This is a genomic window from Exiguobacterium mexicanum, assembly GCF_005960665.1.
Taxonomy (GTDB): domain Bacteria; phylum Bacillota; class Bacilli; order Exiguobacteriales; family Exiguobacteriaceae; genus Exiguobacterium; species Exiguobacterium mexicanum_A.
In genome coordinates, this window is the sequence record NZ_CP040676.1 from 212885 (window position 1) to 236588 (window position 23704).

General features: G+C 51.7%; 23 protein-coding genes and 2 riboswitches. Of the genes, 15 read left to right on the forward strand and 8 right to left on the reverse strand.

Features of this window, described 5'->3' with window-relative positions:
• Nucleotides 1-97 precede the first annotated feature (97 nt).
• Nucleotides 98-1594, reverse strand: coding sequence for a potassium/proton antiporter (locus FED52_RS01585; protein ID WP_138858682.1), 1497 nt, complete (start codon nt 1592-1594; stop codon nt 98-100).
• Nucleotides 1595-1749: 155 nt separating this feature from the next.
• On the opposite strand from FED52_RS01585, the gene FED52_RS01590 reads away from it, so the two are divergent.
• The gene (locus FED52_RS01590; protein ID WP_138858683.1) at nt 1750-2685 is read left to right on the forward strand and encodes an ATP-grasp domain-containing protein; all 936 of its coding nucleotides are present in this window, start codon (nt 1750-1752) and stop codon (nt 2683-2685) included.
• Nucleotides 2686-2872: 187 nt separating this feature from the next.
• Nucleotides 2873-4522 (forward strand): IS1182 family transposase, encoded by a 1650-nt coding sequence (locus FED52_RS01595; protein WP_240731281.1) that lies wholly within the window; start codon nt 2873-2875, stop codon nt 4520-4522.
• Between the two features lie 220 nt (nt 4523-4742).
• Here FED52_RS01595 and hemQ read toward each other — a convergent pair whose 3' ends face one another.
• Complete coding sequence (gene hemQ, locus FED52_RS01600; protein ID WP_021066007.1) at nt 4743-5516, reverse strand: hydrogen peroxide-dependent heme synthase; 774 nt, start codon at nt 5514-5516, stop codon at nt 4743-4745.
• 338 nt (nt 5517-5854) lie between these two features.
• On the opposite strand from hemQ, the gene pta reads away from it, so the two are divergent.
• The 4 genes from pta to FED52_RS01620 all read left to right on the forward strand — a co-directional run bounded on the left by pta (nt 5855) and on the right by FED52_RS01620 (nt 8141).
• On the forward strand, nt 5855-6844 hold the full coding sequence (pta, locus tag FED52_RS01605; RefSeq protein ID WP_138858684.1) for a phosphate acetyltransferase: 990 nt from the start codon (nt 5855-5857) through the stop codon (nt 6842-6844).
• A gap of 77 nt (nt 6845-6921) precedes the next feature.
• Nucleotides 6922-7641, forward strand: a complete 720-nt coding sequence (locus FED52_RS01610) for a DUF2711 family protein (RefSeq protein WP_138858685.1) — start codon at nt 6922-6924, stop codon at nt 7639-7641.
• A 36-nt stretch (nt 7642-7677) separates the two neighbouring features.
• A complete protein-coding gene (locus tag FED52_RS01615) occupies nt 7678-7977 on the forward strand; it encodes a rhodanese-like domain-containing protein (protein ID WP_021066010.1) in 300 nt (99 codons plus the stop codon).
• Nucleotides 7953-8141 carry a hypothetical protein gene (locus FED52_RS01620; RefSeq protein WP_138858686.1) on the forward strand — a complete coding sequence of 63 codons (189 nt, stop codon included), beginning with the start codon at nt 7953-7955 and terminating at the stop codon, nt 8139-8141. Before FED52_RS01615 ends, FED52_RS01620 begins: the two co-directional genes overlap by 25 nt.
• Nucleotides 8142-8176: 35 nt before the next feature.
• Here the strand turns inward: FED52_RS01620 and folE2 are convergent, their stop codons facing one another.
• Nucleotides 8177-9085: a GTP cyclohydrolase FolE2 gene (gene folE2 / locus FED52_RS01625; RefSeq protein WP_021066012.1), complete on the reverse strand. Its 909-nt coding sequence runs from the start codon at nt 9083-9085 to the stop codon at nt 8177-8179.
• 439 nt (nt 9086-9524) lie between these two features.
• On the opposite strand from folE2, the gene FED52_RS01630 reads away from it, so the two are divergent.
• Complete coding sequence (locus FED52_RS01630; RefSeq protein ID WP_167491733.1) at nt 9525-10385, forward strand: Hsp33 family molecular chaperone HslO; 861 nt, start codon at nt 9525-9527, stop codon at nt 10383-10385.
• Between the two features lie 59 nt (nt 10386-10444).
• A complete protein-coding gene (locus FED52_RS01635; RefSeq protein WP_167491735.1) occupies nt 10445-11173 on the forward strand; it encodes a MerR family transcriptional regulator in 729 nt (242 codons plus the stop codon).
• Between the two features lie 183 nt (nt 11174-11356).
• Here FED52_RS01635 and FED52_RS01640 read toward each other — a convergent pair whose 3' ends face one another.
• Nucleotides 11357-11929, reverse strand: a complete 573-nt coding sequence (locus FED52_RS01640) for a GNAT family N-acetyltransferase (protein WP_138858689.1) — start codon at nt 11927-11929, stop codon at nt 11357-11359.
• Nucleotides 11930-12021: 92 nt separating this feature from the next.
• Here FED52_RS01640 and FED52_RS01645 point away from each other — a divergent pair, with 92 nt between their 5' ends.
• On the forward strand, nt 12022-13383 hold the full coding sequence (locus FED52_RS01645; protein ID WP_240731282.1) for a MocR-like pyridoxine biosynthesis transcription factor PdxR: 1362 nt from the start codon (nt 12022-12024) through the stop codon (nt 13381-13383).
• Nucleotides 13384-13675: 292 nt separating this feature from the next.
• Entirely contained in the window at nt 13676-14509 is an 834-nt protein-coding gene (locus FED52_RS01650) for a TerC family protein (protein ID WP_138858690.1), read from the forward strand.
• A gap of 37 nt (nt 14510-14546) precedes the next feature.
• On the opposite strand, the gene FED52_RS01655 is transcribed toward FED52_RS01650, so the two are convergent.
• Genes FED52_RS01655 through FED52_RS01670 form a run of 4 tightly spaced genes read right to left on the reverse strand, consistent with a single transcriptional unit; the run spans nt 14547 to nt 17512 of the window.
• The gene (locus tag FED52_RS01655) at nt 14547-15080 is read right to left on the reverse strand and encodes a 1,2-dihydroxy-3-keto-5-methylthiopentene dioxygenase (protein WP_138858691.1); all 534 of its coding nucleotides are present in this window, start codon (nt 15078-15080) and stop codon (nt 14547-14549) included.
• A gap of 13 nt (nt 15081-15093) precedes the next feature.
• Nucleotides 15094-15711 (reverse strand): methylthioribulose 1-phosphate dehydratase, encoded by a 618-nt coding sequence (locus FED52_RS01660; RefSeq protein WP_128123584.1) that lies wholly within the window; start codon nt 15709-15711, stop codon nt 15094-15096.
• The gene (locus tag FED52_RS01665) at nt 15708-16358 is read right to left on the reverse strand and encodes a 2-hydroxy-3-keto-5-methylthiopentenyl-1-phosphate phosphatase (RefSeq protein WP_138858692.1); all 651 of its coding nucleotides are present in this window, start codon (nt 16356-16358) and stop codon (nt 15708-15710) included. The genes FED52_RS01660 and FED52_RS01665 overlap by 4 nt, the downstream gene beginning before the upstream one ends.
• Nucleotides 16355-17512, reverse strand: coding sequence for a 2,3-diketo-5-methylthiopentyl-1-phosphate enolase (locus FED52_RS01670; RefSeq protein ID WP_138858693.1), 1158 nt, complete (start codon nt 17510-17512; stop codon nt 16355-16357). The genes FED52_RS01665 and FED52_RS01670 overlap by 4 nt, the downstream gene beginning before the upstream one ends.
• Before the next feature lie 69 nt (nt 17513-17581).
• A riboswitch (SAM riboswitch) is annotated at nt 17582-17683 on the reverse strand.
• Nucleotides 17684-17888: 205 nt separating this feature from the next.
• Nucleotides 17889-17991: riboswitch (SAM riboswitch) on the forward strand.
• An 81-nt stretch (nt 17992-18072) separates the two neighbouring features.
• Here FED52_RS01670 and mtnK point away from each other — a divergent pair.
• From mtnK to FED52_RS01695, 5 genes are read left to right on the forward strand one after another with little or no spacing between them, the layout of a single operon-like run.
• On the forward strand, nt 18073-19224 hold the full coding sequence (gene mtnK / locus FED52_RS01675) for an S-methyl-5-thioribose kinase (RefSeq protein ID WP_138858694.1): 1152 nt from the start codon (nt 18073-18075) through the stop codon (nt 19222-19224).
• The gene (mtnA, locus tag FED52_RS01680; RefSeq protein WP_138858695.1) at nt 19221-20255 is read left to right on the forward strand and encodes an S-methyl-5-thioribose-1-phosphate isomerase; all 1035 of its coding nucleotides are present in this window, start codon (nt 19221-19223) and stop codon (nt 20253-20255) included. The genes mtnK and mtnA overlap by 4 nt, the downstream gene beginning before the upstream one ends.
• On the forward strand, nt 20248-21324 hold the full coding sequence (locus FED52_RS01685; protein WP_138858696.1) for a sugar ABC transporter substrate-binding protein: 1077 nt from the start codon (nt 20248-20250) through the stop codon (nt 21322-21324). The genes mtnA and FED52_RS01685 overlap by 8 nt, the downstream gene beginning before the upstream one ends.
• The gene (locus FED52_RS01690; protein WP_138858697.1) at nt 21324-22697 is read left to right on the forward strand and encodes a sugar ABC transporter ATP-binding protein; all 1374 of its coding nucleotides are present in this window, start codon (nt 21324-21326) and stop codon (nt 22695-22697) included. Before FED52_RS01685 ends, FED52_RS01690 begins: the two co-directional genes overlap by 1 nt.
• 1 nt (nt 22698) lies before the next feature.
• Nucleotides 22699-23700 carry an ABC transporter permease gene (locus FED52_RS01695; RefSeq protein ID WP_114165249.1) on the forward strand — a complete coding sequence of 334 codons (1002 nt, stop codon included), beginning with the start codon at nt 22699-22701 and terminating at the stop codon, nt 23698-23700.
• The last annotated feature ends 4 nt before the right edge of the window (nt 23701-23704 follow it).

Below are 23704 nucleotides of genomic sequence, written 5' to 3' on the forward strand. Positions count from 1 at the left end.
AAAAACGGACAGAGTAGAAGTGTTGTCACTTTTACTCTGTCCGTTTTTAGCTAAGGATAAACGTAATTGACGTGACAGTTCAATGAAGAAAAGAGGGTCACAATTCGACGCGTTCTAACCCGTCTTCCCCGAACTTGCGGTCGAGTTGGTCGTGGCGATACGTCGAGGCGAGGACGTATAACAAGTCGCCTGGCTCGATTTTCGTCTGGCCCGTCGGCGGGATGAGATAGTCTTGACGGACGATTGCATTCACGACCGTGTTCGGTGGCAAGGTGATATCGGCGAGCGTTTTTCCAATCATTGATGATTCTTCGGTCGCCACGTAAGGGACGAGCTGATGTTGCGATTGCTTGCTCGAGACGAGTGCGATCGTATAGGGCGATCGAATTTTATCCGGTCCGAGCAAATCGAGTTTCGCCGCGAGCGGTGTTAATGTCGTTCCTTGAATCAAGGCACTCGTCACGACGACGAAGAAGACGGCGTTGAAAATCAATTGGGCGTTGTCGATGCCTGCGATGAGCGGGAACGTAGCGAGGACAATCGGCACGGCGCCTTTCAGTCCGGCCCACGAGATAAACAGTTTTTCTTTGTGGGTAAACTGCATCTTGATTGTCGATAAATAGACGGCAATCGGCCGGGCGATGAACATCAGGATGAATGAAATCAATAACCCTTTCCAGATGAGCTCGGGGTCAAGCAACTGTCTCGGGAAGACAAGCAGACCGAGGATGACGAACATGATGATTTGCATGATCCAGGCCAAAGCCTCAGAGAATTGAACGATTGTCACTTCATGGGCCGTGTGCGCATTCCCAACAATCATCGCGGCGAGATAGACGGCAAGTAGTCCGCTACCGGCAAAGTAAGCAGCGACCCCATACGTCATAAAGGCCATCGAAATCATGAGGACGGCGTGCAGACCACTCGACTCGAGACGCAAATGGTTGAGCATGAGTCGGGACAAGTTTCCGAGCATGTAACCGACGAACGCGCCGACAATGATTTGCAGGATGAACATCCAAATACCGTCCCAAATCGTCGTGTCGGGTTTTAACATGAAGTCGAGGGCGAGAATCGTCAAGAACATCGCCATCGGGTCATTCGTGCCGGACTCGGCTTCGAGTGTCGAACCAACTTTCGGTGAGATATTCTTTCCTTTGAAGGCGGCGAAAACAGCAGCCGCGTCAGTAGAGCCGATAATGGCGCCAAATAGGAAAGATTCCACCCAGTCGAAGCCAAATACGAAACGAACGGCCACAGCGATGAGCCCGGTCGTCAACAGCACGCCAATCGTGGCGAGTGAAGCGGACGGGGCGAGCACGCTCCGGATCGACGACCATTTCGTCTGTAAGCCACCTTCGAACAAGATGACGACGAGGGCCGCGACCCCAATCATTTGAGCGAGGTTGGTGTCATCGAAGAAAATCAGCCCGGTAATATCGCTGCCCATCAGCATGCCGATGCCCATAAACAAAATCAGGGCAGGTAAGCCGAAACGCGTCGATACGCGTGTGGCTAACACGCCGGCGACAAGGAGCAGACCAAATAAAAGAATCAAAAAATCGGTACTCAAAATCGGTGCGGTCAAACACATCACTTCCTTCTTCACGTTAATAGTCGCATTGTATTATTAAGTTCATTATACCATGAAATGGTTATGAAGTAAGAATCAACGCACTGTCGATTATGCAGATTGGAATAATCGGATATGGATATGGTAAAGTAAGGACAATCAAAAGGGGGATTCACATGGCCAAAATTCACGTACTCCACGAAAACAACGAATGGACGGACCATCTCGTCCGACGACTCGAGGAATTATCACTTCCATATGAGCTGTGGCATCTCGATCAAGGCATCATCGACATCGCGGCCGAGCCGCCAGAGGGCGTCTTCTATAACCGGATGAGTGCCTCGTCGCACACACGGGGGCACCGGTACGCGCCGGAGTTGACGGAAGGTGTGCTCGCTTGGCTCGAGGCGAACGGACGGACCGTCTTCAACGGCACACGCGCGATTCGGCTCGAAGTGAGCAAGGTCAATCAGTATACGGCGCTCCGCCAAGAGGGAATTCGGGTGCCGAAGACGATTGCGGCCGTCGGGAAAGCCCAAATCATCGAGGCGGCCGAGAAGCTCGGGATGACGCCGTTCATCACGAAACACAACCGGGCCGGTAAAGGGCTCGGGGTTCAGTTGTTTCATTCCGTTGATGCGTTGAAGGCATACGTGAACGGACCGACGTTCGAGGAATCGATTGACGGGATTACGCTCATCCAACAATATATCGAGGCACCGAAACCGTTCATCACACGCTGTGAGTTCATCGGGGGCAAGTTCGTTTACGCGGTACGAGTCGATACGTCAGACGGCTTCGAACTCTGCCCGGCCGACGCCTGCTCGATTGAAGACCAGTTTTGCCCGGTCGGCGAGACGCCACCGGCGAAGTTCGAGATCGTCTCTGGTTTCGACGACCCGATTATCAAGCAGCTAGAGGCGTTTCTGAAGAACAATCACATTGCCGTTGCTGGAATTGAAATCATCGAAGACGAGGATGGAAACGTGTACGCGTATGACGTCAACACGAACACGAACTACAACTCGGACGCCGAAGCGAAAGCAGGGCAGTACGGTATGCTCGAACTCGCGACATTCCTCGGGGACGCCTTGACGGTCACGACTAAATAAAGACAGAAGAAAGAGGCTGGGACATAACTCAGTAGATTTATAACAAAGAGGCCCCCGGGAGCGACTTGTTCGCTCCCGGGGGCCTCTTGTCATTTTTATGGGTTCGTGCACACATTTTGGACTAAACAGATAGGGGCGACCTTTGATAAAGTTAAAGTGACCAAACCATAACTTTGGAGGTGCCCCCATGTACAAAGAGTATACCATGAACCAATTGGTTTTGCCCCTAGATTTAGAAGTCCGTCTCCAGGAAAACGATATCGCCTTCGCCGTCCACGATCTCGTCGAACAGATCCCCGACGAGGCCTTCGAGCCGTTCTGGCGAACGACGGGCTGCCCGGCCTATCATCCACGCATGATGATGAAGATCGTCCTTTGCGCCTACACGCAGTCCGCTTTCTCGGGCCGAAAGATCGAAGGCCTACTCAAGGACAGCCTTCGGATGATGTGGCTCGCCCAGGGCCACGAGCCGAGTTATCGGACGATCAACCGTTTCCGTGTCCACCCGGCCGTCGCCCCGATCCTGAAGGCCGCGTTCGTCGCCTTCAGATGCCATCTCGTCGAGACCGGCGAGATCGACGAGGAGGCGATCTTCATCGACGGCACGAAGATCGAGGCGAACGCCAACCGTTATACGTTCGTCTGGCGGAGGGCGATCGAGCGATACAGCGCCGCGCTCGTCGAGAAGTCGAACCAACTGTACGACGAACTGATGGCCGACCAGGTCATCCCCGAAATCGAACGGGAGAGCCCGGACGCGCTCTCGGTCCAAGAACTCGAACAGGTTGCCGCACGACTCGAAGAAAAAATCGAGGCCATCGACGAAGAGATCGCCTCGACGACCGACGTCGCCGAACGGAAACGATTGCGTGCGGAACGGAAGGTGCCCCGTCGTCTCCACAAACAGGCCGCCGATTTCGCCGCCCGGAAACGCCGATATGAGGAGCACATGGCCATCTTCGGCACACGGAACAGTTACTCGAAGACCGACAGGGACGCGACGTTCATGCGGATGAAAGAAGATCACATGAAGAACGGCCAACTGAAGCCCGGCTACAACGTCCAGATCGCAACCGAAGGTCAGTACACGCTCGCCTATGACGTCTATCCGAACCCGACCGACATGAAGACGTTGATCCCGTTCCTCGACGAGGTCGAAACGTTCCTCGACCTGCCCGCCCATATCGTCGCCGACGCGGGATACGGGAGCCAGCCGAACTACACAGACATCCTCGAGCGCCGGGGGCGCCTGCCCTTGATCCCGCACACGATGTACCGGAAGGAACAGAAGAAGAAATGGCGCGAGGACCCGTTCAACATCGCGAACTGGGCGTACGATGGCGAGACCGACACGTTCACGTGCCCGGACGGGAGACGGCTCCCGTTCAGCCATGAGTCCCAAAGGACCGACCGGGACGGCTTCACCCGCGACTTCCGTGTGTACGAGTGCGAGAGCTGCGACGGCTGCCCGTTCCGAGAGTCGTGCACGAAGGCCGAACCGGGGAGACACCGCCAGGTCAGCGTGAACGGGGCCTGGGAAGAACAAAAACATATGATGAGAACGCTGCTTTCGGATGAGAAAACCGGTGCCCTCTACGCCCGACGTAAGACGGACGTGGAACCAGTTTTTGGATATCTGAAGGCCAATTTGGGTTTCACCCGCTTCTCCGTCAGGGGAAAACAGCGCGTGAAACGCGAGCTCGGCTTCGCCCTCATGGCGGTGAACCTACGGAAGTTCATCGCCAAAGGCATCGGGGGAAGTGCAAAGAAGGGGTCCGGCCACCGAAAATCGGTGACCGGACCCCTCTTTTTATTAAAAAGCTTTAAAGCCGGCTAGTTATGTCCCAGCCTCTTTCGCTGTGTATGTTGTAATTGCTGTTCAAATCGAAGTTGGACTAGTTCTGCCGTCGGTGCCATTCGTTCGATGAACGAATCTAAACGTTTCGCCGTGTCTCGATCTGATTCCTTGAACACGCGCATCGTTGTTCACCTCATTGATCATTGTTATGTTGCTTCTACAACAAGGATTCCCGAGGGCATGATAGCGTAAACCTCGATTACCCGAGGAATGTGCCGAGTTCTTCTTTTGGAAGGATGTTCCCGACATAAAAGTCGCCGAACTCGCCATATTTGGCACTGACTTCATCAAAACGCATCTCATAGACGATCTTTTTGAATTGGAGCGAGTCTTCCGCAAACAAGGTGACGCCCCACTCCCAACCGTCAAAACCGGTCGAACCGCCGATGAACTGTTGAATCTTGCCGGCGTAGCTGCGGCCGATCATGCTGTGGCGATACATGAGGTCTTTGCGCTCATCCATCGACAACGTGTACCAGTTGTCCCCGTCGCGACGAGCCTTGCTCATCGGGTAGAAGCAGATGTGGGCCGCTTTCGGGAGTGTCGGATAGAGGCGGGCCCGAATGTGAGGGTTCTCGTACGGGTCACCGTCTCCTGAACCACGGTACATGCCGAGTTCGATGACAGACACGTATGAATAGCTTGGAATCATGTAATCGTACAATTTCGTCTTCCGAAGAGCGAGTTCGACTTGCTCGAGCTCTTTGAACGTCGGACGAAGGACCATCAAGACGACGTCCGCCTTTTGACCAAGGATCGAGTAAAAGGCATGGCTTCCTTCACCGCGTGTCTCGACCTCTTCGAGTGAGCCGAGGAAGGCGACGAACTCGTCAATCATTTCTTGACGGGCGGTTGGGTCGACTGCTTTTAAACGAGTCCAATCGATGGAGCGGAAATCATGGAGCGTATACCAACCGTCTAACGTGGCGGCTGCGTGTTGCGTTTCGGTTGTCGGTGCTGGACGTTCTGACATTAAAAAAACTCCTTTCGAGACTAGGCTTCGCTGACTATTTTACCATACACGTTTGACCGTCTGGCAAATTTGACGCCGCCGTGAGGATAGTCACACTCCGGGCGGGGTAAAGAGATAGGGAGCAAGATTTTTGAAAACGGCTTCACGATGGGCTGTATCAGTCGGAAATGGTAAACTGTTCTATTCATATAATGATTGATTTCAAGCGATTTATGACGAAATGGGCAGAATAGTTTATTTTAAAAATCGTACTGTGTATAATAAAACTCGCATATGGACGAGAGCGTCCGAGAGAGAAAAAATCCGATTTCTTCTAATCGAAAAGGAGTTCATTCACTATGAAACTATTTGACACGTTGAAACAAAAAGTCAGCCCGATTCGCCCGACCATCGTCTTCCCAGAAGGGATCGATGAGCGCGTCCTCGGTGCCGCTGTCCGTTTGAAAAATGATGGCATGGTTGAACCGATCGTCATCGGACCAAAAGCTGAACTCGAAGCGGTCGCTTCGAAGCACGGCTTTGACATCTCAGGTTTGATGCAATACGACCCAGCGACGTACGAAGACATCGACACACTCGTCGAGTCGTTCGTCGAACGCCGTAAAGGTAAAGCGACACCGGAACAGGCACGTGAATTGTTGTCTTCAGACGTGAACTACTTCGGTACGATGCTCGTCCACACAGGAAAAGCAGAAGGTCTCGTCTCAGGCGCGATGCACGCGACAGCCGACACGGTCCGTCCGGCCCTTCAAATCATCAAGATGCAAACAGGCATCAAAAAGACGTCAGGCGTCTTCATCATGGTACGTGACGACGAGCAGTACGTCTTCTCGGACTGCGCGATCAACATCGCACCGGACGCGGCTGACCTCGCCGAAAACGCCTACTTGTCAGCGTTGACAGCGAAGACGTTCGGCATCGAGCCGCAAGTCGCGCTTCTCAGCTTCTCGACAAAAGGCTCAGCGAAATCGCCAGAGACAGAAAAAGTCATCGAAGCGACACGTCTCGCCAAAGAGAAGGCACCAAACCTTCCAATCGACGGCGAACTTCAATTCGATGCAGCCTTCGTCCCGAGCGTGGCGGCGAAGAAAGCACCAGGCTCTGAAGTAGCCGGAAATGCGAACGTGTTCGTCTTCCCAAGCCTCGAAGCCGGAAACATCGGCTACAAGATGGTTCAACGTTTCGGTGGATTCGAAGCGATCGGACCGATCCTTCAAGGTCTCAACAAGCCGGTCAACGACTTGTCGCGCGGCTGTAACGAAGAGGACGTCTACAAATTGACGCTCATCACAGCGGCACAAGCCATCGACGAGCGTAACGAAGCGTAAGTCGCAAGCATCCTTCCTGAGCGGAGGATGCTTTTTTTGTGGTCACATTGTAAACTATTGGAAAAGGGGGCGAGGAAATGGATGAAGAGGAAGGCATCATCACATTGCCGGAAGGGCATCGGTACGCCATGTTCGGTGGCGGGGATGATTATCCGATCAAAACGTATTACAAAGGGGTGTTCGAAACAGTATTCGTCGTGTTTCATCCGTTTCTGATCCCGAAAGACGACCCGACCGCGGTTGACCGTTATGTCGAGTTGGATAAAAACGAGGTCGAACAGCAATTTCGGGCCATCACATGGGCAGATATGTGTCGCCGACTTGATTTCGATGACATCAAACGCATCGATCACGCGCTCCGGACGATGATTGCGGCGCTGAAACCGCATGCCGAAGATCAAGAAGGTGCGAATCGAATCATCGAATTTTGCAATCGCGAGAACGTACTTCCACCAGGCGAAGGAGAGCTGTCGAATCTTTTAGAGAATCAGGTGTTACGAGCACTTCTTGGGATGGGAGAAGAGTGGATGTGGAGCGGAGACGAGTTCTGCACGGAACGGCATCTCATCAACATTCGGGAGACGCTAACCTCCGATACGTGGGGGATGCGGCATCGGACGTTCTTCGGACATCAACATGATTGGCTCATCGTACCGCCTTGGGATAGCCATTTCACGTTGATTTGTGGCAGCCGAGCTTGGGTCGAGCAGGTGGTCGAGCGGTGCGAACTCGAAGGCTTCTATTGTGATGAAAACACGACAATCAATTGGAGTTTGCTTGATCGAAAACTGAGGTAAACTAGTAGGGGACAACACTATTAAGGGGGAACTACCATGCAAAACATCCATGCAACTGAATTACGTGAAAAGCTTGAGAACGGCGAAACGCTCCATATCATTGACGTGCGCGAACAAGACGAGTACGACGCGGGCCATATCCCGCACGTGCCGCTCTATCCGCTGTCTGAATTTCCTGGTGTCACGGACAAGCTCGCGAAAGATAACGTTTATCACGTCATCTGCCGCTCAGGCGGCCGCAGTGTGACGGCATGCGACTATTTGGAGTCGGAAGGCTATAAGGTCGTCAACGTCGAAGGCGGCATGCTCGCGTGGGACGGCGATATCGAGGCGTGATGCTCGACAATCCATGGGTCGTCATCCCGCTGTTAATCGCACTCTATTTGACCGTCTATACGTTCGTCAAACGAGTCGATGGCGATAAATGGAGGCTCGTCTGGGCTGTCTGGCTCATCGTCATCGTCATGATGTTGACGATTCAGCTCGTCCAAAGTCTATAAAAAATGAGTGAAGCCCGCACAGGCTTCACTCGTTTTTAGTTATCGCGCTTATCGAATGTGATTGAGGCAATCGCATCGTGCTGATGAATCGACTCTTCGTTGCGGCATTCGACGAAGAAGTTGACGACTTGTTTCATTTCATACAAGTCAGCCGCGATCAAGCGGACCATGTCTTCGACGAAACGCGGGTTCTCGTAGGCGATTTCCGTGGCACGCTTCTCATCCGGACGTTTCAAGACAGGGTGAAGCGGGGCCGATGCGTTCGACTCAGCTGCCTCAAGAAGCGCGAGACGCCAGTCGAAACCGTCGAGCGATGCTTCATCGAGACCGGCTTCAATCGTGATGTAGCCGCGTTGGTTGTGGGCGCTGTACTCGCTGATTTCTTTCGAGCATGGGCAGAGCGTTGTCACGTTGATGACGAGACCAACCGTCACGCTTGCCATCCCTGTCTCGAGGTTGTACGTCACGTTGTGCATGACGTCCGCATTCATGAGACCGCTGAGACCTGTGGCCGGGGCTTTCCGGCTGAAGAACCATGGGTAACGGACCGTCAATTGACCTTCCGTCTGTTCCATGCGCTCGGCGAGTTCTTGCGCGAACTCGATGAGCGAGCGGTTCGATAACGTCCAGCCTTGCGTGTGGTACGCGTCGAGCTGTTCTGTCAGACGTGACATGTTGATGCCTTTACGGTCTTGGACGAGCGAAGTCGTCAACTCGAACGTGGCGACCGTCGCTTGGATGCCGTCTGGCGTCTCGATGTTGACTGGGTGTTTGACGTTTGAGATGCCGACGCTGTCAAGCGCGAACAAAAAGTTTTTTGGTGTGTTTTGTAGATCGACCATTTTATCTTTTTCAGTTGGTTTCGTGCCTTTGATGGGCGGGACCGAACCGAATAATTTATGTCGTTCTGCTTTAGTAGGTAAAGCGACATGGCTTGTAGACATAATCGGATTCTCCTTTTTTGAGAGGGCAAATGACTGCCACTCGTTCTTGTTAGGATTTTATCACGAAATGTACATCGACCGGGTACCATTTTGCTCTCTGAACATGCTTTGAACGTGCTTTGCATTGTTACTTCAAATTATATTTTGCGTTTTATTTGACAAACCGTCCTACAATATAAAACTATCAGTAGTTTTATATGGGTTATAGAAGTAAGTAATAATAGAGTAGTAGTAATTTTGAATAGAATTTTAAAAAACCAGTAACCTTAAAAAAGAAACTGGTTTTTAGAAATATAAACTCTTTTATAAAAGCTTCCAATAATCTCTCATATGTTAACTAAAAAAGAAATGTTGTAAAAATGGTATTTACCCCTTGAACCTTACGTAAGGTAATGTCTTATAGTGAAACTAGCTTACTTTTGTAAAAGGAGGAATTATTGTGGAAAATACCATTGTTAAGGCATTGATCTACGAAGAGCAGATACGTTTATATTTTATTGATAATACCCAGCTGCTTCGAGACATCTTTGCCTTAAACCAGGAACTTCCTGAATCTCTTAAACTCATGTTGGGTAAAACGGTATCAGCGATGAGCATACTCTCTGGCACGCTCAAAGGGAACCAGCGCATGAGCATCCAGGTAACGTTGAGTAACCCTCACCATAAGATTTTTGCGGAAGCCGAAGCGAATGGAAATGTCAGAGGATACTTGAACGATGAACTTTTGAGATCTTCTGATACAGAAGAAAAGTCGATGCAAGATTTAATCGGACCTTCTGGGATGATCCGTGTCATAAAGGGTTCTGAGATGAAGCAATTCACCAGCATTACCGATATGCCAAATCAACATATCACGGATGATATCGCCAACTATTTTGTGCAGAGTGATCAGACGCCGACCTATCTTTATTCCGACATTCAGTTGGATAATGAAGCTTCCCTTCTTTCCAGTCATGCACTGTATGCACAACTTCTTCCCGGTGCACCACCACAATTGCTTTCAGAAGTGAAAATGATTGTAAAAGCCAATCCAGATATTTTCAGTAAACTAAACGCTGAAGAAGCGAGTGACAGCGAAGAAGCGTTAACCCAGTTGTTTGGGGATGCAAAAATTATCGGCCATAGCTCCAGTCAATTTTTCTGCGGATGCAGCAAAGAAATGTTTTATGGCATGCTTTATTCCTTGAGTGAAGAGGAGATCAAACGGAGCATGGATCAAAATGAAGGCATTGAAGCTTTTTGCCATATTTGCGGGAAAACCTATACGTTTGAGCAAAAGGAGATGCAGCAACTCCTCTAACTTCGAATTTGTCGTTTTTAGTTGGTGAATAGAAATGTTGTTAAATGGAGGCTAAGCGAATGAAGGAATATTGGAAAGTCGGAGAAGTTGCAGAATTGGCGGGTTTAACGATTCGAACTTTACGCTATTACGATCAAATCTGTTTATTTTCACCTTCTCAGTATACGGAGTCAGGGCATCGGCTTTACACGAAAGCAGATTTGGTCCGTCTTCAGCCCATTTTGTCCTTAAAGCAGATGGGAATGTCGTTAGAAGAAATACAACTTCTGTTGTCTAATCCGGAGGAACAAACCGTTGCGGAGATTTTGCAAACCCAAATTTCTCGAGTCAAAAAAGAGATAGAGGTTCAGCAAAAACTAGTAGCGGAGTTGGAAAATGCGTTATCGGCTGCACACAGCAATCGGACCCTTTCGATTTCAGAACTTACTAAATTAATGGAGGCGCTGAAAATGAATAAGGAAAAATACTTTTCGAAGCAGCAATTGGATACCATGGAAAGCAGCTATGAAAATGCGGACAAACAGTTCTTGAAGCATACAGAACAAGAATTTGAAGCTCTTATCATGGAAATTCGTTTGGAAAAAGATAAAGGCACTTCTCCCACCGATGAAAAAGTACAGCATTTAGCGAAAAAATGGAACGACATCGTGAATGTCTTTTCCGAAGGCGATATGGCTTTCCGTAAGCAAGCCGAGCGTTTCCACGCTGAAAACCCAGGGAACGAACTGCAACATGGAATAGATGGCGAGCTATACCAATTCATCAATAAAGCATTGAATCCTAAGTAATGTTAGAGAAAAAAGGAAGAGGAAAAGCTGGTTATAAAGCTTCTCCTCTTCCTTTTTTTTGTTGGTTTTTAGAGAACTGCTGATAATCTCGTGATATGTAAACTACTCTTTATAGGTCGCCTTATCCTTAGATTACAAACTCAAAACTGAAATAGGTCTCAAATACAGATATGGTATAAATTATTAATCTATTAGTATCTTGTGGAAGCGTTCTTTGACTTGTGGCCAATCCTCTTTTGTCACACTATACATGACGGTATGTCGAATTGTTCCTTCTTTGCGAATCATGTGGTTCCTTAAAATCCCTTCTTTAATGGCTCCGATTCTTTCAATGGCGCGTTGTGAACGGATGTTTTCATGACCTGTCTTGATTTGAACGCGATTCAATCCCAGTTCTTCAAAACAATACGTCAACAGTAAAAACTTGCAATTGGTGTTGATGTTCGTTCGCCAACTTTTGGGATTTAGCCAAGTTGAACCAATCTCTAGTCTTTTGTGTGGCATGGAAATGTCGAGAAACCAGGTGGCCCCAATGATCTTCTTTGTCTCGATATCTACAATCACAAAAGCAAACTCTGTTCCAGCTGCTCTCTTTTTTTGAGCGTCTTGTACATATTGTTCAACGTTCCTTTTGTCCGTCAAATCCACCGACATATGTTCCCAAATTTCATGGTTATTCGCTGCGTCCCAGATTCCTTCTATATGACTGATTTCCATCGGCACTAGCTTGACAACTTCATTCTCTAAGGTTTTCATTTCCCTCACTCCTTTCTATCATTACACTTCATTTCTGGTATGCTTAACATAACCAATTCGGAGTAAAATTTACATACCAAGGAGTGTTTGGAGTGGAACTGCAAGTAACGTTTCCATCGGGAACCACAAAATATATGGCCATTTATGAACACATCAAACAGCTCATTCTACAACAACAGTTAAAAGCGCATTCAAGAATGCCCTCTAAACGCGAATTAGCCAATCAATTGAATGTCAGTGTATTTACCGTACAGGAAGCATATGCCCAATTACTGAGTGAAGGTTACCTGTATTCAACAGAGAGACAAGGTTATTTTATAGGGGAGATTGAAGTCCCCTTCCAAGAAAAAGCTGCCCTTCAAAAAGAAGAATTACTGCCAACGATAAAAGAAGAGTCCTTAAATTTTAGAAACGGACAAGTTGATCCAACAGAATTTCCATACAAAATTTGGAACCGCCTGTATCAAAATTTTCTGGCTCCTGCCCATATTGCGAATGGTGCTTGGCAAGGGGAACCGGAATTACGGAACGAAATTGCAAACTATTTGCGCCGATCCCGAGGATTGCATTGCCATGCAAAACAAATTTATGTTTTCAGTGGTACTCAACAACAATTAAGTTGTCTGTGTCAATTCCTCATTCCTTCTAAAGTAGGAATCGAGGAACCTGGCTTTATTCGGGCAAATGCGGTTTTTCACCAATTAAACATACCTGTTTTACCTCTAAGGTTGGATTCTGAAGGCTGTACCGTACCGAAACAGCCAGTGACACTTCTTTATACAACTCCAGCTCACCAATATCCACTTGGCACCATAATGTCGATCAACAGGCGCCTTGAGTTGTTGACATGGGCAAAAGCTTCTTCCAGTTACATCGTGGAAGATGATTATGATTCGGAATTCCGTTACCGAGGAGCCTCCATTCCAACGTTGGCTCATTTAGACTCTTTAAATCAAGTTATTTATTTTGGTACGTTCTCAAAAACCTTACTGCCTTCTATTCGAATCAGTTATCTTGTCCTCCCCTTATCTTTAGTGAAAGAATATGAAGCATTCAATGCACTGCAGAAATCCACTGTTTCCAAAATCGATCAGTTAGTTGTTGCAGAATTCATTAAGACAGGTAGATATGAGAAGCACATCGCCAAAATGCGAACCCTTTACCGCTCAAAGAGAAAGTGCTTGATTGAAGCGATAGATGAATTTTTAGGAGAAGATTTTTCTGTTAGAGGAGATGAGGCTGGATTGCATATCATTGTCCAATTACCTGCCTTCTTAACGGAACGAGAAGCAATTGCAAGGGCGCATTCGCTTGGCATTGCAGTTGATGCCGTATCCCATATGTATCAAGAAACCAAATCCACCGACCGAGTGATCATCGGATACGGGGCTTTGAGTGTTGGAGAAATTCGGAAGGGCATTCAATCGCTTGCATCGGTCTGGAAAAGTCCCTAAGTTAAAGTCTTAAGAATAGGTTTCATATCTATCAAGCGTTCGTAAATGTGTCAAATCATTTTACGAACGTTCGTCACCTAACACACACTTTTAAGTGCAAGATAACGGTTAAAATCATCGCAAAATAACAGTAGAAGTAACACTTTGCATGTCCTCATAAATAAAAAAACTTCAGCAATTGAAGAAAAGAAGATTGATTTCGATATGAATCGGGAATAAAATGTTCCTGTGAACTTAAAAAATAGATCACTGTTAAATATGAAGGAACACAACAAAAAAGGGGATGTTTTTAATGGATTGGCAGTTAATTCTGCAGTACGCCTGGATCATCGTCGTACTCGTCGGTCTCGAGGGGCTACTTTCTGCAGACAACGCGCTCGTCTTGGCGGTCATGGTCAAGCACTTGCCGCGGACAGAACAGAAGAAGGCACTATTTTACGGATTACTTGGAGCGTTCGTTTTCCGCTTCATCGCCTTGTTCTTGATCTCATTCTTGATCAACGTCTGGCAAGTCCAGGCGCTCGGTGCGCTTTACTTGATCGGAATGAGCGCACGACATCTGTATATGACCTATAAGGCTCGTAAAACGGAGCCGAAACAAGATCTCGCTGCTGAGGCGAAAGAAGAGACGGCTGTCACAGAGAAGCCGGTCACGAAGAAAGAGTTCTGGTTGACGGTTGCGAAAGTCGAGTTTGCTGATATCGCCTTCGCGGTCGATTCGATTCTCGCAGCGGTCGCGCTCGCGGTCAGCTTGCCGCCGCTCGGTCTCGGTGAAATCGGTGGGATCGACTCTGGTCAGTTCTTCGTCGTCTTGACAGGTGGACTCATCGGGGTCATCTTGATGCGTTTCGCTGCTCGAATTTTCGTCAAGCTGTTGCATCAACGTCCGACACTTGAGACAGCCGCCTTCATCATCGTCGGCTGGGTCGGTGTGAAGTTGACGGTGCTCGTCCTTGAACACCCTGGCTTCAAGGAATTGATTGCCGGTACACCGTTCGCGTTCATGGGTCTTCCGGACGGCTTCGTCCACTCGACGGCGTGGACCGTGTTCTTCTGGTCGGTCATGGTCGGGATCGCGGTATGGGGTTGGTTCTCTTCAAAACCGACAGCCGCTGCCAAACATTAAAAAAATGGTCTCTCGCACAAATGCGAGAGACCTATTTTTATGCCTTCACGTCTTGTTTCTCGTAAATCGGCACCCAGCCCTCTGTCGTCACGAAGATGCGGACGGCGACGACTTTGCGGTCGTCTTGGAGCGTGAAGTAGTGGCGCGTGTTCACCGGCACCGAGATGAGGTCGCCGGGGTTGAGCTCGATGTTGAAGTAGCCACGCTCGGCGTCATCGATGGCGAAGATGCCATGGCCGCTGACGATGAAGCGGACCTCGTCATCCGTATGATGGTGCTCCTTTTGGAAGTTGACGAGCAATTCGTCCAAGTTCGGCGTCGCGTCTGACAATGAGATGACGTCTGCTGTCTCATAGCCGCGGCGCTCCGATACATCACGAATCTCGTCACGGAACGTCGACAAGATCGCTTGTTTGTCCTCGTCCGTCAACTGATAGTTCTCTTGCAGGTTTTCCGGCAGCTTCGTGATGTCCCACTGTTCGTACAAAATCCCGCGAGACTCTAAAAAGGCGCTCACTTCAGTTTGATCGACGTAACGCTCTTCGGTTTGTTGGAAATAGACAGTTGCCATGGTTGGTTCCTCCTTATGAATGGACGCCTAGGGCGCGTAGTTTTAATGTATAGCTGAACAAGAACTCGTAAGCCTCTAAATAGCGTTTGGCCGCGGCCGGGGTCTCGCCCCAGACGGTGATGCCGTGATTGCGAATGAGGACGGCACCGGCGTTTGCGTGAATGTGAGGGGCGAAAGCGGCCGCAAGAGTCGGAATGTCCGCATGGTTCTCGATAATCGGTACGCGGACGACCGCATCCTCGTCCCAGAAGCCGAGCGCTTTGATGATTTCTTGACCGGTGAAGACGACTTCGCCGGTGGCAGCATGGAGCTCGGAGATGACATTATTGTCGACCGTATGGACATGGAGCGAACACGTCGCATCCGTCCGATTGAACACTTCGACATGTAGCAGCGTCTCGGCGGATGGTTTTCCTGTCTGTTCGCCGATTAAGCGTCCGCCCGCATCGACATGAACAAAGTCGTCTGGCGTTCGTTTCCGTTTATCGCGTCCACTCGCCGTGACGAGAAATTCGAGCGGGTCGTCAGAGACGCGAATCGCCAAATTCCCACTCGTTCCGGGGAACCAGTCGCGGGCGGCGAGTTCGTCTTTAATCTCGGCCAGTTCAAGCCAACGTGCCGTAAGGCTCATACGGCCACCTCCTTCAAGTGATGGGTGATGTCGTCGAACGTCTCGAACGGGGCGTAACGGATGCCTGCGTCTTCGCAGAGCGTGATGAGTTGACCCCGGGCGTAGACGAAGTCGGCACGCTTCGCGACCTCGAAGTCGGTCACCGAGTCGCCGATGATGATTAAGCGGTCACTCGGATTGACGATACGGCGGGCAATCGTCGGCTTGCAACAGCCGCAATCGTTCGTACACTGTTCGTCACAAGCGTGCGGCCACGTGACGGTTACCGTCTCGTCGGAGAAGTCGGCGACGTTACAGTAGATGTGCTCAGGGGCGACGTGACCATCTAAGACCGGCTGGACGAAGAAGTCCATCCCGCCGCTGACGACGTCAAACTTCCAACCGTGCGCCCGAACCTGTTCTAAAAATGATGGGAACCCTTGGCGGAGCGTGATCCGCTCCAACAAATAATCGTGGTAAGCCGGGGCGGCCTCGCTCGGCAATAGTTGAAACATTTGACCGACACCGGAGCGAATGGAAATCCGTTGTTCGAGCACCGCATCTTTCAACTCGACCCAAGCCGGCGGGGCGAATGCCTTCATCAACGCGATGATATTGTCTTCCGCCGTGATCGTCCCATCGAAGTCGCACAGGATGTGGACCGTCATCGTGACGCCCACGCCTTTAACGCGGTATCGAGTTCGTCCGTCTGTCCTTCGGTGGGACCGAGGACGTGAGTGATGGCTTGGCGGAAAGCACGGGCCCCGGCGGCTGCACCGTCCGGGTGACCATGAATGCCACCGCCGGCGTTGATGACGACCTCCGTCCCGAAATCACGAATGATATCGGCGACAAGCCCCGGATGAATCCCGGCTGACGGGACCGGTAAAATTGGTTTCGACCAATGCGGTTCGGCGCTCAAGTCACGAATCGCGAACGCCTCGTCCCGTGGTGTCGCGAGCGAACCGTATGGAGACGGGAAGAGCGTCAAATCGGCCCCGGCGAGACGTGGGAGTTTACCGAGTAAGAGCGAATGACTGATGGACCCGGTCAAGGCGCCGGCAAAGGCCGGGTGGGCCAAAATCGGCACACGGATGTCTGGGTCGTTCGCAAGTTCGCGCAGTGCGTCAAGACCGTACGTATAGACGTTGAATAGGAGCGCCGTCGCACCGGCCTCGATCAGCCGGAGCGCCTGGTCGCGAAGACCGAACACAGGGCCGCTCAGCGTGATGGCGTAGAGGACACGTTTCCCGGTCGCCTCAAAGTGCGCTTGAATGACGGCCGCTCCGATCCGGGCCCGTTCGAGCGACGGCGTGAGCGGATTGTCGTATAAAATCTCGTCGTCTTTGACGATATCGATGCCGCCGGCGAACTGATCGCGGAGTTGCTGCTCGAGAAACGCGAGGTCACGCCCGATGACGCCTTTGAAGATGCTCATGACGAGCGGACGGTCATGGACACCGAGCAACTCGCGAATCCCGTCGACGCCGAACTTGGCGCCTTTGAAATGAGGGGCGAGCGTTTCGGGCAACGTCAAATCGATTAACCGAATCGAATCGTCGAGGGATAGTTTCCCGAACGTCGTCGTCAAGATGGATGAAAAGTCAGGGCTGACATTATGTAACGGATAGCGGATCGTGAACCGGCTCGTCGTCTCCGTATGGGTGGTCGATACGACCTCACCCCGGTACGCCTGTAACTGCTCTTGCTCTAAATGACGCAGCTCAGTCCATGTGCCGACGGTCAGCTCGAGGGCGATTTTGTCGGCAATGCTTGCGACCGCATCCGTCCGTTTGATTTCATATGTGGCAGTGATACTCATATGGTTCCTCCTTCCAGGCAAACAAAAAATGACCCCATGCCGAGGCAAGAGGTCATCATAAAAAATGAACTCTTATCTCTCAGCTTTCGCTGCAAGAATTAGCACCGTGCCATCTCTGGTCGGTTGCTGCGACATCATCGGGCTCGTCCCTCCGTCTGCTCTTGATAAGAATGTGATTTGAAGTTGTGAAATTTAATTGAATTTTTACACAGATTCGTCACGTCGTCAATTCCTTTTTTTCCAAAAAAAATATTTTGGGAAGTTGTTTCCATATATGCACAAAAAAAAGACGAGTGGCCCGGAGAAAAGGACGTTGACAATTGTGACGTCGAGTCCGTAATATTCATCACATAAGTTCACCGAATCGAATAAACCACTCTTATCGCGAGTTGGCAGAGGGAATTGGCCCGATGACGCCGCAGCAACCGACCATTAGGCACGGTGCTACATCCACCAGACGAATGTCTGACAGATGAGAGGAACAACCATTTTGGCTGTGCCTCTTTCTCGCGGAGAAAGGGGCTTTTTTTGTGGGCAACGTACAGGAAGGGGAAAACATCATGTCATATCAACCATTTACAGAACAGTCTGTCGTCGAGCACGTCCGTCAATTAGGATACTTGCAAGACGGAATCGCCGAGTGTGAGGAAATCGGGGACGGCAATTTGAATCTCGTGTTTCGGATTCGCCAAGGCAAACAGCGCCTAATCGTCAAACAGGCGCTCCCATACGCTAAAGTCGTCGGTGAGAGCTGGCCGCTTACACTCGAACGGGCATGGATTGAACAGTTGGCACTCCGTGAGTTTGCGAACGTGGCGCCGCGTTTCGTCCCGGACGTCCTCGGTAGCGACCGGACGCTCGCCTACACGATTTTAGAAGATCTGTCTGATTATGAGATTGTCCGCACCGGTTATTTGAAAGGGGAGAGCTATCCGGAACTCGCGCGTCATGTCGGTGAATTTTTAGGCGAGACGCTGTTCGCGACGTCGGATTATGCGGCCGGCCCGATCGCGAAGAAGCGGATTGAACGTGACTATTACAACCCGGAACTGTGTGACATCACCGAGAAGCTCATCTTCACCGACCCGTTCAAAGACGCGGAGTCGAACAACATCGAGGCGGCGCTTCGAGAAGATGTCGAACGCCTCTGGCAAGACCAGGCGCTCAAGGTCGAGGTGACGAAACTGAAAGTCGGATTTGTCACGAAACATGAGGCGCTTCTGCACGGTGACCTACATACAGGCAGCATCTTCGCGACTCAACAAGAGACGAAAATCATCGATCCAGAGTTCGCATTTTACGGACCGTTCGGCTTTGATTTGGGCCAAATTATCGCCCATTTGACGCTGTCGACGTTCCATGACCCGCTCAAACGCTTCGAACGTTTCACGGACGTCTTGACGGTGTGGGAGACGTTCGAGAAGACGTTCCAGGCCAACTTTGAGCGCGCTGTCGAGCCGTTCAATACGGACGGTTTCGTCGACGAATTGTTGCGGACAATCTTCAGCGACACGATCGGCTATGCCGGTTGCGAACTCATTCGCCGTGCCGTCGGACTCGCCGGTGTCGCCGATCTCGAGACGTTGCCGGAAGCGACGCGGCTCGAACGAAAACGTGACGCGCTTGCCCTCGGGACGGCGCTCATTAAAGAACGCCACAGCGTCGAATCGATTGACGACTTGGTGACGCTTTTGTCGGGGGTGCGCGTATGACGGTCCAAAACATCCGCTTTAATTCGCAAACGGACGAACTCATCCTATTGGATCAGACGTTGTTACCACATGAAGAGCGTTACGTGACAATCGAGACGCTCGAACAGGCCGAACATGCCATCGAGACGCTCCAAGTCCGTGGTGCCCCGGCCATCGCTTACTTCGGGGCGTTCGTCCTCGCCAAAGAGGCAGGCCGGTTAGTCGACGACCCGGACTTCACCCGTCGACTCGACCTCGTTGGACGCCGCTTGATTGCGACAAGACCGACGGCGGTCAATCTGCAAAACGTGATCGAATCGCTCCTTGATTTAAATGTCGGGGACGACTTTGAGGCGATTGCCGAGGAAATCAAACGCCGCGCCATCGCTTTGTACGACCGGGACGTCGATACATATCGGGCCATCGGCGAGCATGCGCTGACGGTGTTGCCGGCCGGGGGGAACGTGTTGACAATCTGCAACGCCGGTGCCATCGCGACATCGCGATACGGCACAGCGCTCGCGCCGTTTTACGTCGGAAAAGAACAGTGCGTATCTTTCAACGTCTTCGCCTGTGAGACGCGGCCGCTCCTGCAAGGGGCACGCCTCACTGTCTGGGAACTCGACCGGGCCGATATCGACGTGACGCTCATCACCGACAATATGGCGGCTTGGACGATTCAGTCAAAACGAGTCGACGCCATCATCGTTGGAGCTGACCGTATCACACGGACGGGTCACGTCGCCAATAAAATTGGGACGTTGCAGCTCGCCGTCCTTGCCAAACATTACGGCATTCCGTTCTATGTCGCGGCGCCGCATTCGACGTTCGATTTGACGGCGGATGACACGATTGAAATCGAGGAGCGGAACCCGTCAGAAGTGACACATATCGGTGGTCAACCGACGGCACCCGTCGGCATCACCGTCTTCAATCCGGCGTTCGACGTCACCCCACCGGACCTCATCACCGGACTCATCACCGAGGCGGGTGTGTTCGAGCCGACAGAGACTGCCATCACACATCATGTAGGGGGAACAATTCATGTCTAAAAAACTATTAATTTTACTATTCACATTCGTCTTGGCGCTCGTCGGTTGCACGAACGAACAAGCGGCCCCATCGAAGCCGGCTGAGAAGACACCGGAGACGAAACCCGTCTCGGTCTCGAATGCCACACTTCCGAAAGATATCGATGTCGCCCTGATCATGCAGATGTCGATCGGGACGTTCTCGTCGCAGTATATCAACGGGGTGACGGAACAAGTCGAATCGTTCGGCGGCAACGTGAAAGTGTACAACGCCGACAACGACCTGTCGAAGATGGCGAGCTATGTCGATACGGCGACGACGCAAGGCGTCGATGTCATCTTGATCGACCATGGCCGTGCCGATGCGTTGAAAGAACCGGTCCAACGCGCGCTCGATAAAGGCATCAAAGTCGTCGCGTTCGACAACGATTTGACGAACGAAGGCGTGACCGTCATCGACCAAGACGACTATTCGCTCGCTTGGCGTTCACTCAAGGCGCTCGCCGAAGATTTGGACGGTGAAGGCAAAATCGTCACGATTTGGGTTGGTGGCTTCACACCGATGGAACGTCGCCACACGATTTATGATGCGTTCTTGAAGCGTTACCCGGGTATCACAGAAGTCGCCAAGTTTGGTTCGGCGACGAACAATACGGCGCTCGACACACAGAGCCAGATGGAAGCAATTTTGAAGAAGTATCCGGAAGGTGAGATTGATGCCGTGTTCGCGATGTGGGACGAGTTCGCTAAGGGTGCGAGCCGTGCCATCAAACAGGCCGGACGCGATGAGATCGCCGTCTATGGGATTGATTTGAGCGATGAAGATTTGCAGCTCATGCAAGAGGACGGTAGCCCGTGGAAAGTGACGGCCGCGACCGACCCGGCTGAAATCGGACGGATCCAAGTCCGTTACGCGTATCAAAAATTAGCGGGTGAAGAGACGCCGTCGATTCATTCGGTCGACCCGTATCTCGTCGATCGTGACGTCTTGCCGGACGAGAAAGTGACGATGGACGACCTCGGTCAATACGTCCCGAACTGGGGCGCCTCAGACGCGGCCTGGTCGGACTGGATGAAAGGGACGGACTGATGTTACGGCTTGAACGCGTCACGAAACGCTATGGTGATGTCACGGTGCTCGACGACGTCAGCTTCACGCTCCGCCGTGGCGAGATTCATGGCTTGCTTGGGTTGAACGGGGCCGGGAAGAGCACGCTCGTGAAGCTGTTGAGTGGCGCCATCATCCCCACATCCGGGACGATCGAGCTCGACGAGACACCGGTCACATTCACACCGGCCGAGGCGATACGCCGTGGGATCATCACGGTGTCGCAAGAAGTCGATGACGCCCTCTATCTCGATTTACCGATTTATGAAAACGTCGTGCCGTGGCAGGCGGTCGAACGGATTCGTCCTCGTGAACTAAAACAGCGAGCGGCCACCTACTTGGAACGTGTCGGACTAGAGATTGACGTGACCGAACCGGTCGGACGATTCCCGCTCAGCGTCAAACAACGTGTCTTGATTGCCCGGGCGCTCGCGAGTGATGCGGCCTACCTCTTGCTCGACGAACCGACGGCCGCCTTGTCGACGGAAGATGCGACGTCACTGCTCACGTTATTGCAGTCGCTCGCAGAGGAAGGTGTCGGCATTCTTCTCATCACGCATCGGTCGGACGAACTGTCGCGCGTCACCACGACGACGACGTTCCTCCGGGATGGCCGTATCGCCTATGAAGGGCCGTTTCAGGCGTTGTCAGAACGGGATATCCATACGTATTTGAGCGGATCTGACATGGCAGAAGCGGTAGAGAAAGCCGTTCCGGAAACCGAGATGCGGATTCAGGCAGAGCTCACGTTACCGGCGTTCGGGACGAGTTTGCCGTTCACGGCGTATAAAGGCGAAGTCGTCGGCATCGGCGGTGTCACCGGGAGCGGGAAGACGGAGTTGATCGAGGCGCTATTCGGTCTCTCCGGCGTTGAACAACAGATGACGTTGGACGGGAAACCAATCAAGATTCGCGAACCGCGTCAGGCGGTCCGGTCCGGGTTCGCCCTCGTACCGGAAGAACGCCGGAAACAGGGACTCTTCCTCGACGATTCGATTGAACGGAACGTCCTCGCGATCGAAGGGAAGGCGAACGCAGTCACGCGCGTCTTGGCCTCGCTCCGTGTGAAATACGACCAGGTCGGGCAACCGGTCCGAGAGCTGAGCGGGGGGAATCAACAAAAAGTTGTCCTCAGCAAATGGCTCCTCGAGGACCGGGACGTCTATCTGCTCGACGAACCGACGAAAGGCGTCGACGTGACGGCGAAACGGGATATTTATGAACTCGTCACCCGCCTCGCGAAAAGTGGAAAGACTGTCATCTTTACGTCGAGTGAACCGCATGAACTAGAATTGATCGCCAACCGGACGCTTTGGCTCGACCGCGGCCGTTGGCAACAGAAAGGAGGGGTTTAACATGGCCCAACTCGTCATCAAACAACGCACGAAACGCTTCAGTGGCATCGGTCAATACGGGACGTTGTTCGCGATTCTCGCACTCATCGCCGTCTTCGGCGTGACGAACGACCAGTTTTTGACGTACGCGAACTTCAGCGACATCATCAAGTCCGTATCGATCGTCTCGCTGCTCGCCCTCGGAGTGACGTTCTCGCTCATCGTCGGCGGGTTCGACTTATCGGTCGGCTCAACGGCGAGCCTCGCGACAATCGGTGCGGCGTCGAGTCTCGTATTACATAGTCAAGAACTGCTCGTCGCTTTGCTCGTCCCGATTGCCCTCGGCGTGCTCGTCGGGCTGTTGAACGCGCTCGTGACGATCAAGTTCCGGTTACCGGATTTGCTCGCGACGCTCGCCATCATGTACGTCATCAACGGGGTCCAATTGACGTATACGAAAGGTTTTTCAATCTACGACAACATGCCGATTGAAGGAGGGACGGCACCGGGACGATTCATCCCGTCGTTCCTCTTCATCGGCCAAGGCTCGATTGGTCCCGTTCCATTCGTCGCCATCTTGATGATTCTCTTCTTCGCCGGAGCCCATCTATTTTTGACGTATTCGAAGACGGGACGCGAGTTTTATTACGTCGGCTCGAACGTCGAGGCGGCCCGCCGCTCCGGCATCGCCGTCACACGGATCAAACTGTACGCGTACGTGTTGAGCGGTCTGTTCGCGGCCATCGGCGGCATCATCTTGGCGTCACGCATCGGTACCGGACAAGTATCGGCCGGGGCACCGCTGTTGATGGACGCCGTCGCGGCCGCCTATATCGGCTACGCCGTCTTCGGGACCGGACGACCGAACGTCGTCGGTACGTTGATCGGTGCCATCTTGATTGGGATTTTGCTGAACGGACTGACGATGTGGGACGTGCCATATTACGCCCAAGACATCGTCAAAGGCACAATTTTGATAGCGGCGCTCGGCTTGTCATACATCCAAAAGAAGCAGCTCACATAGGAAA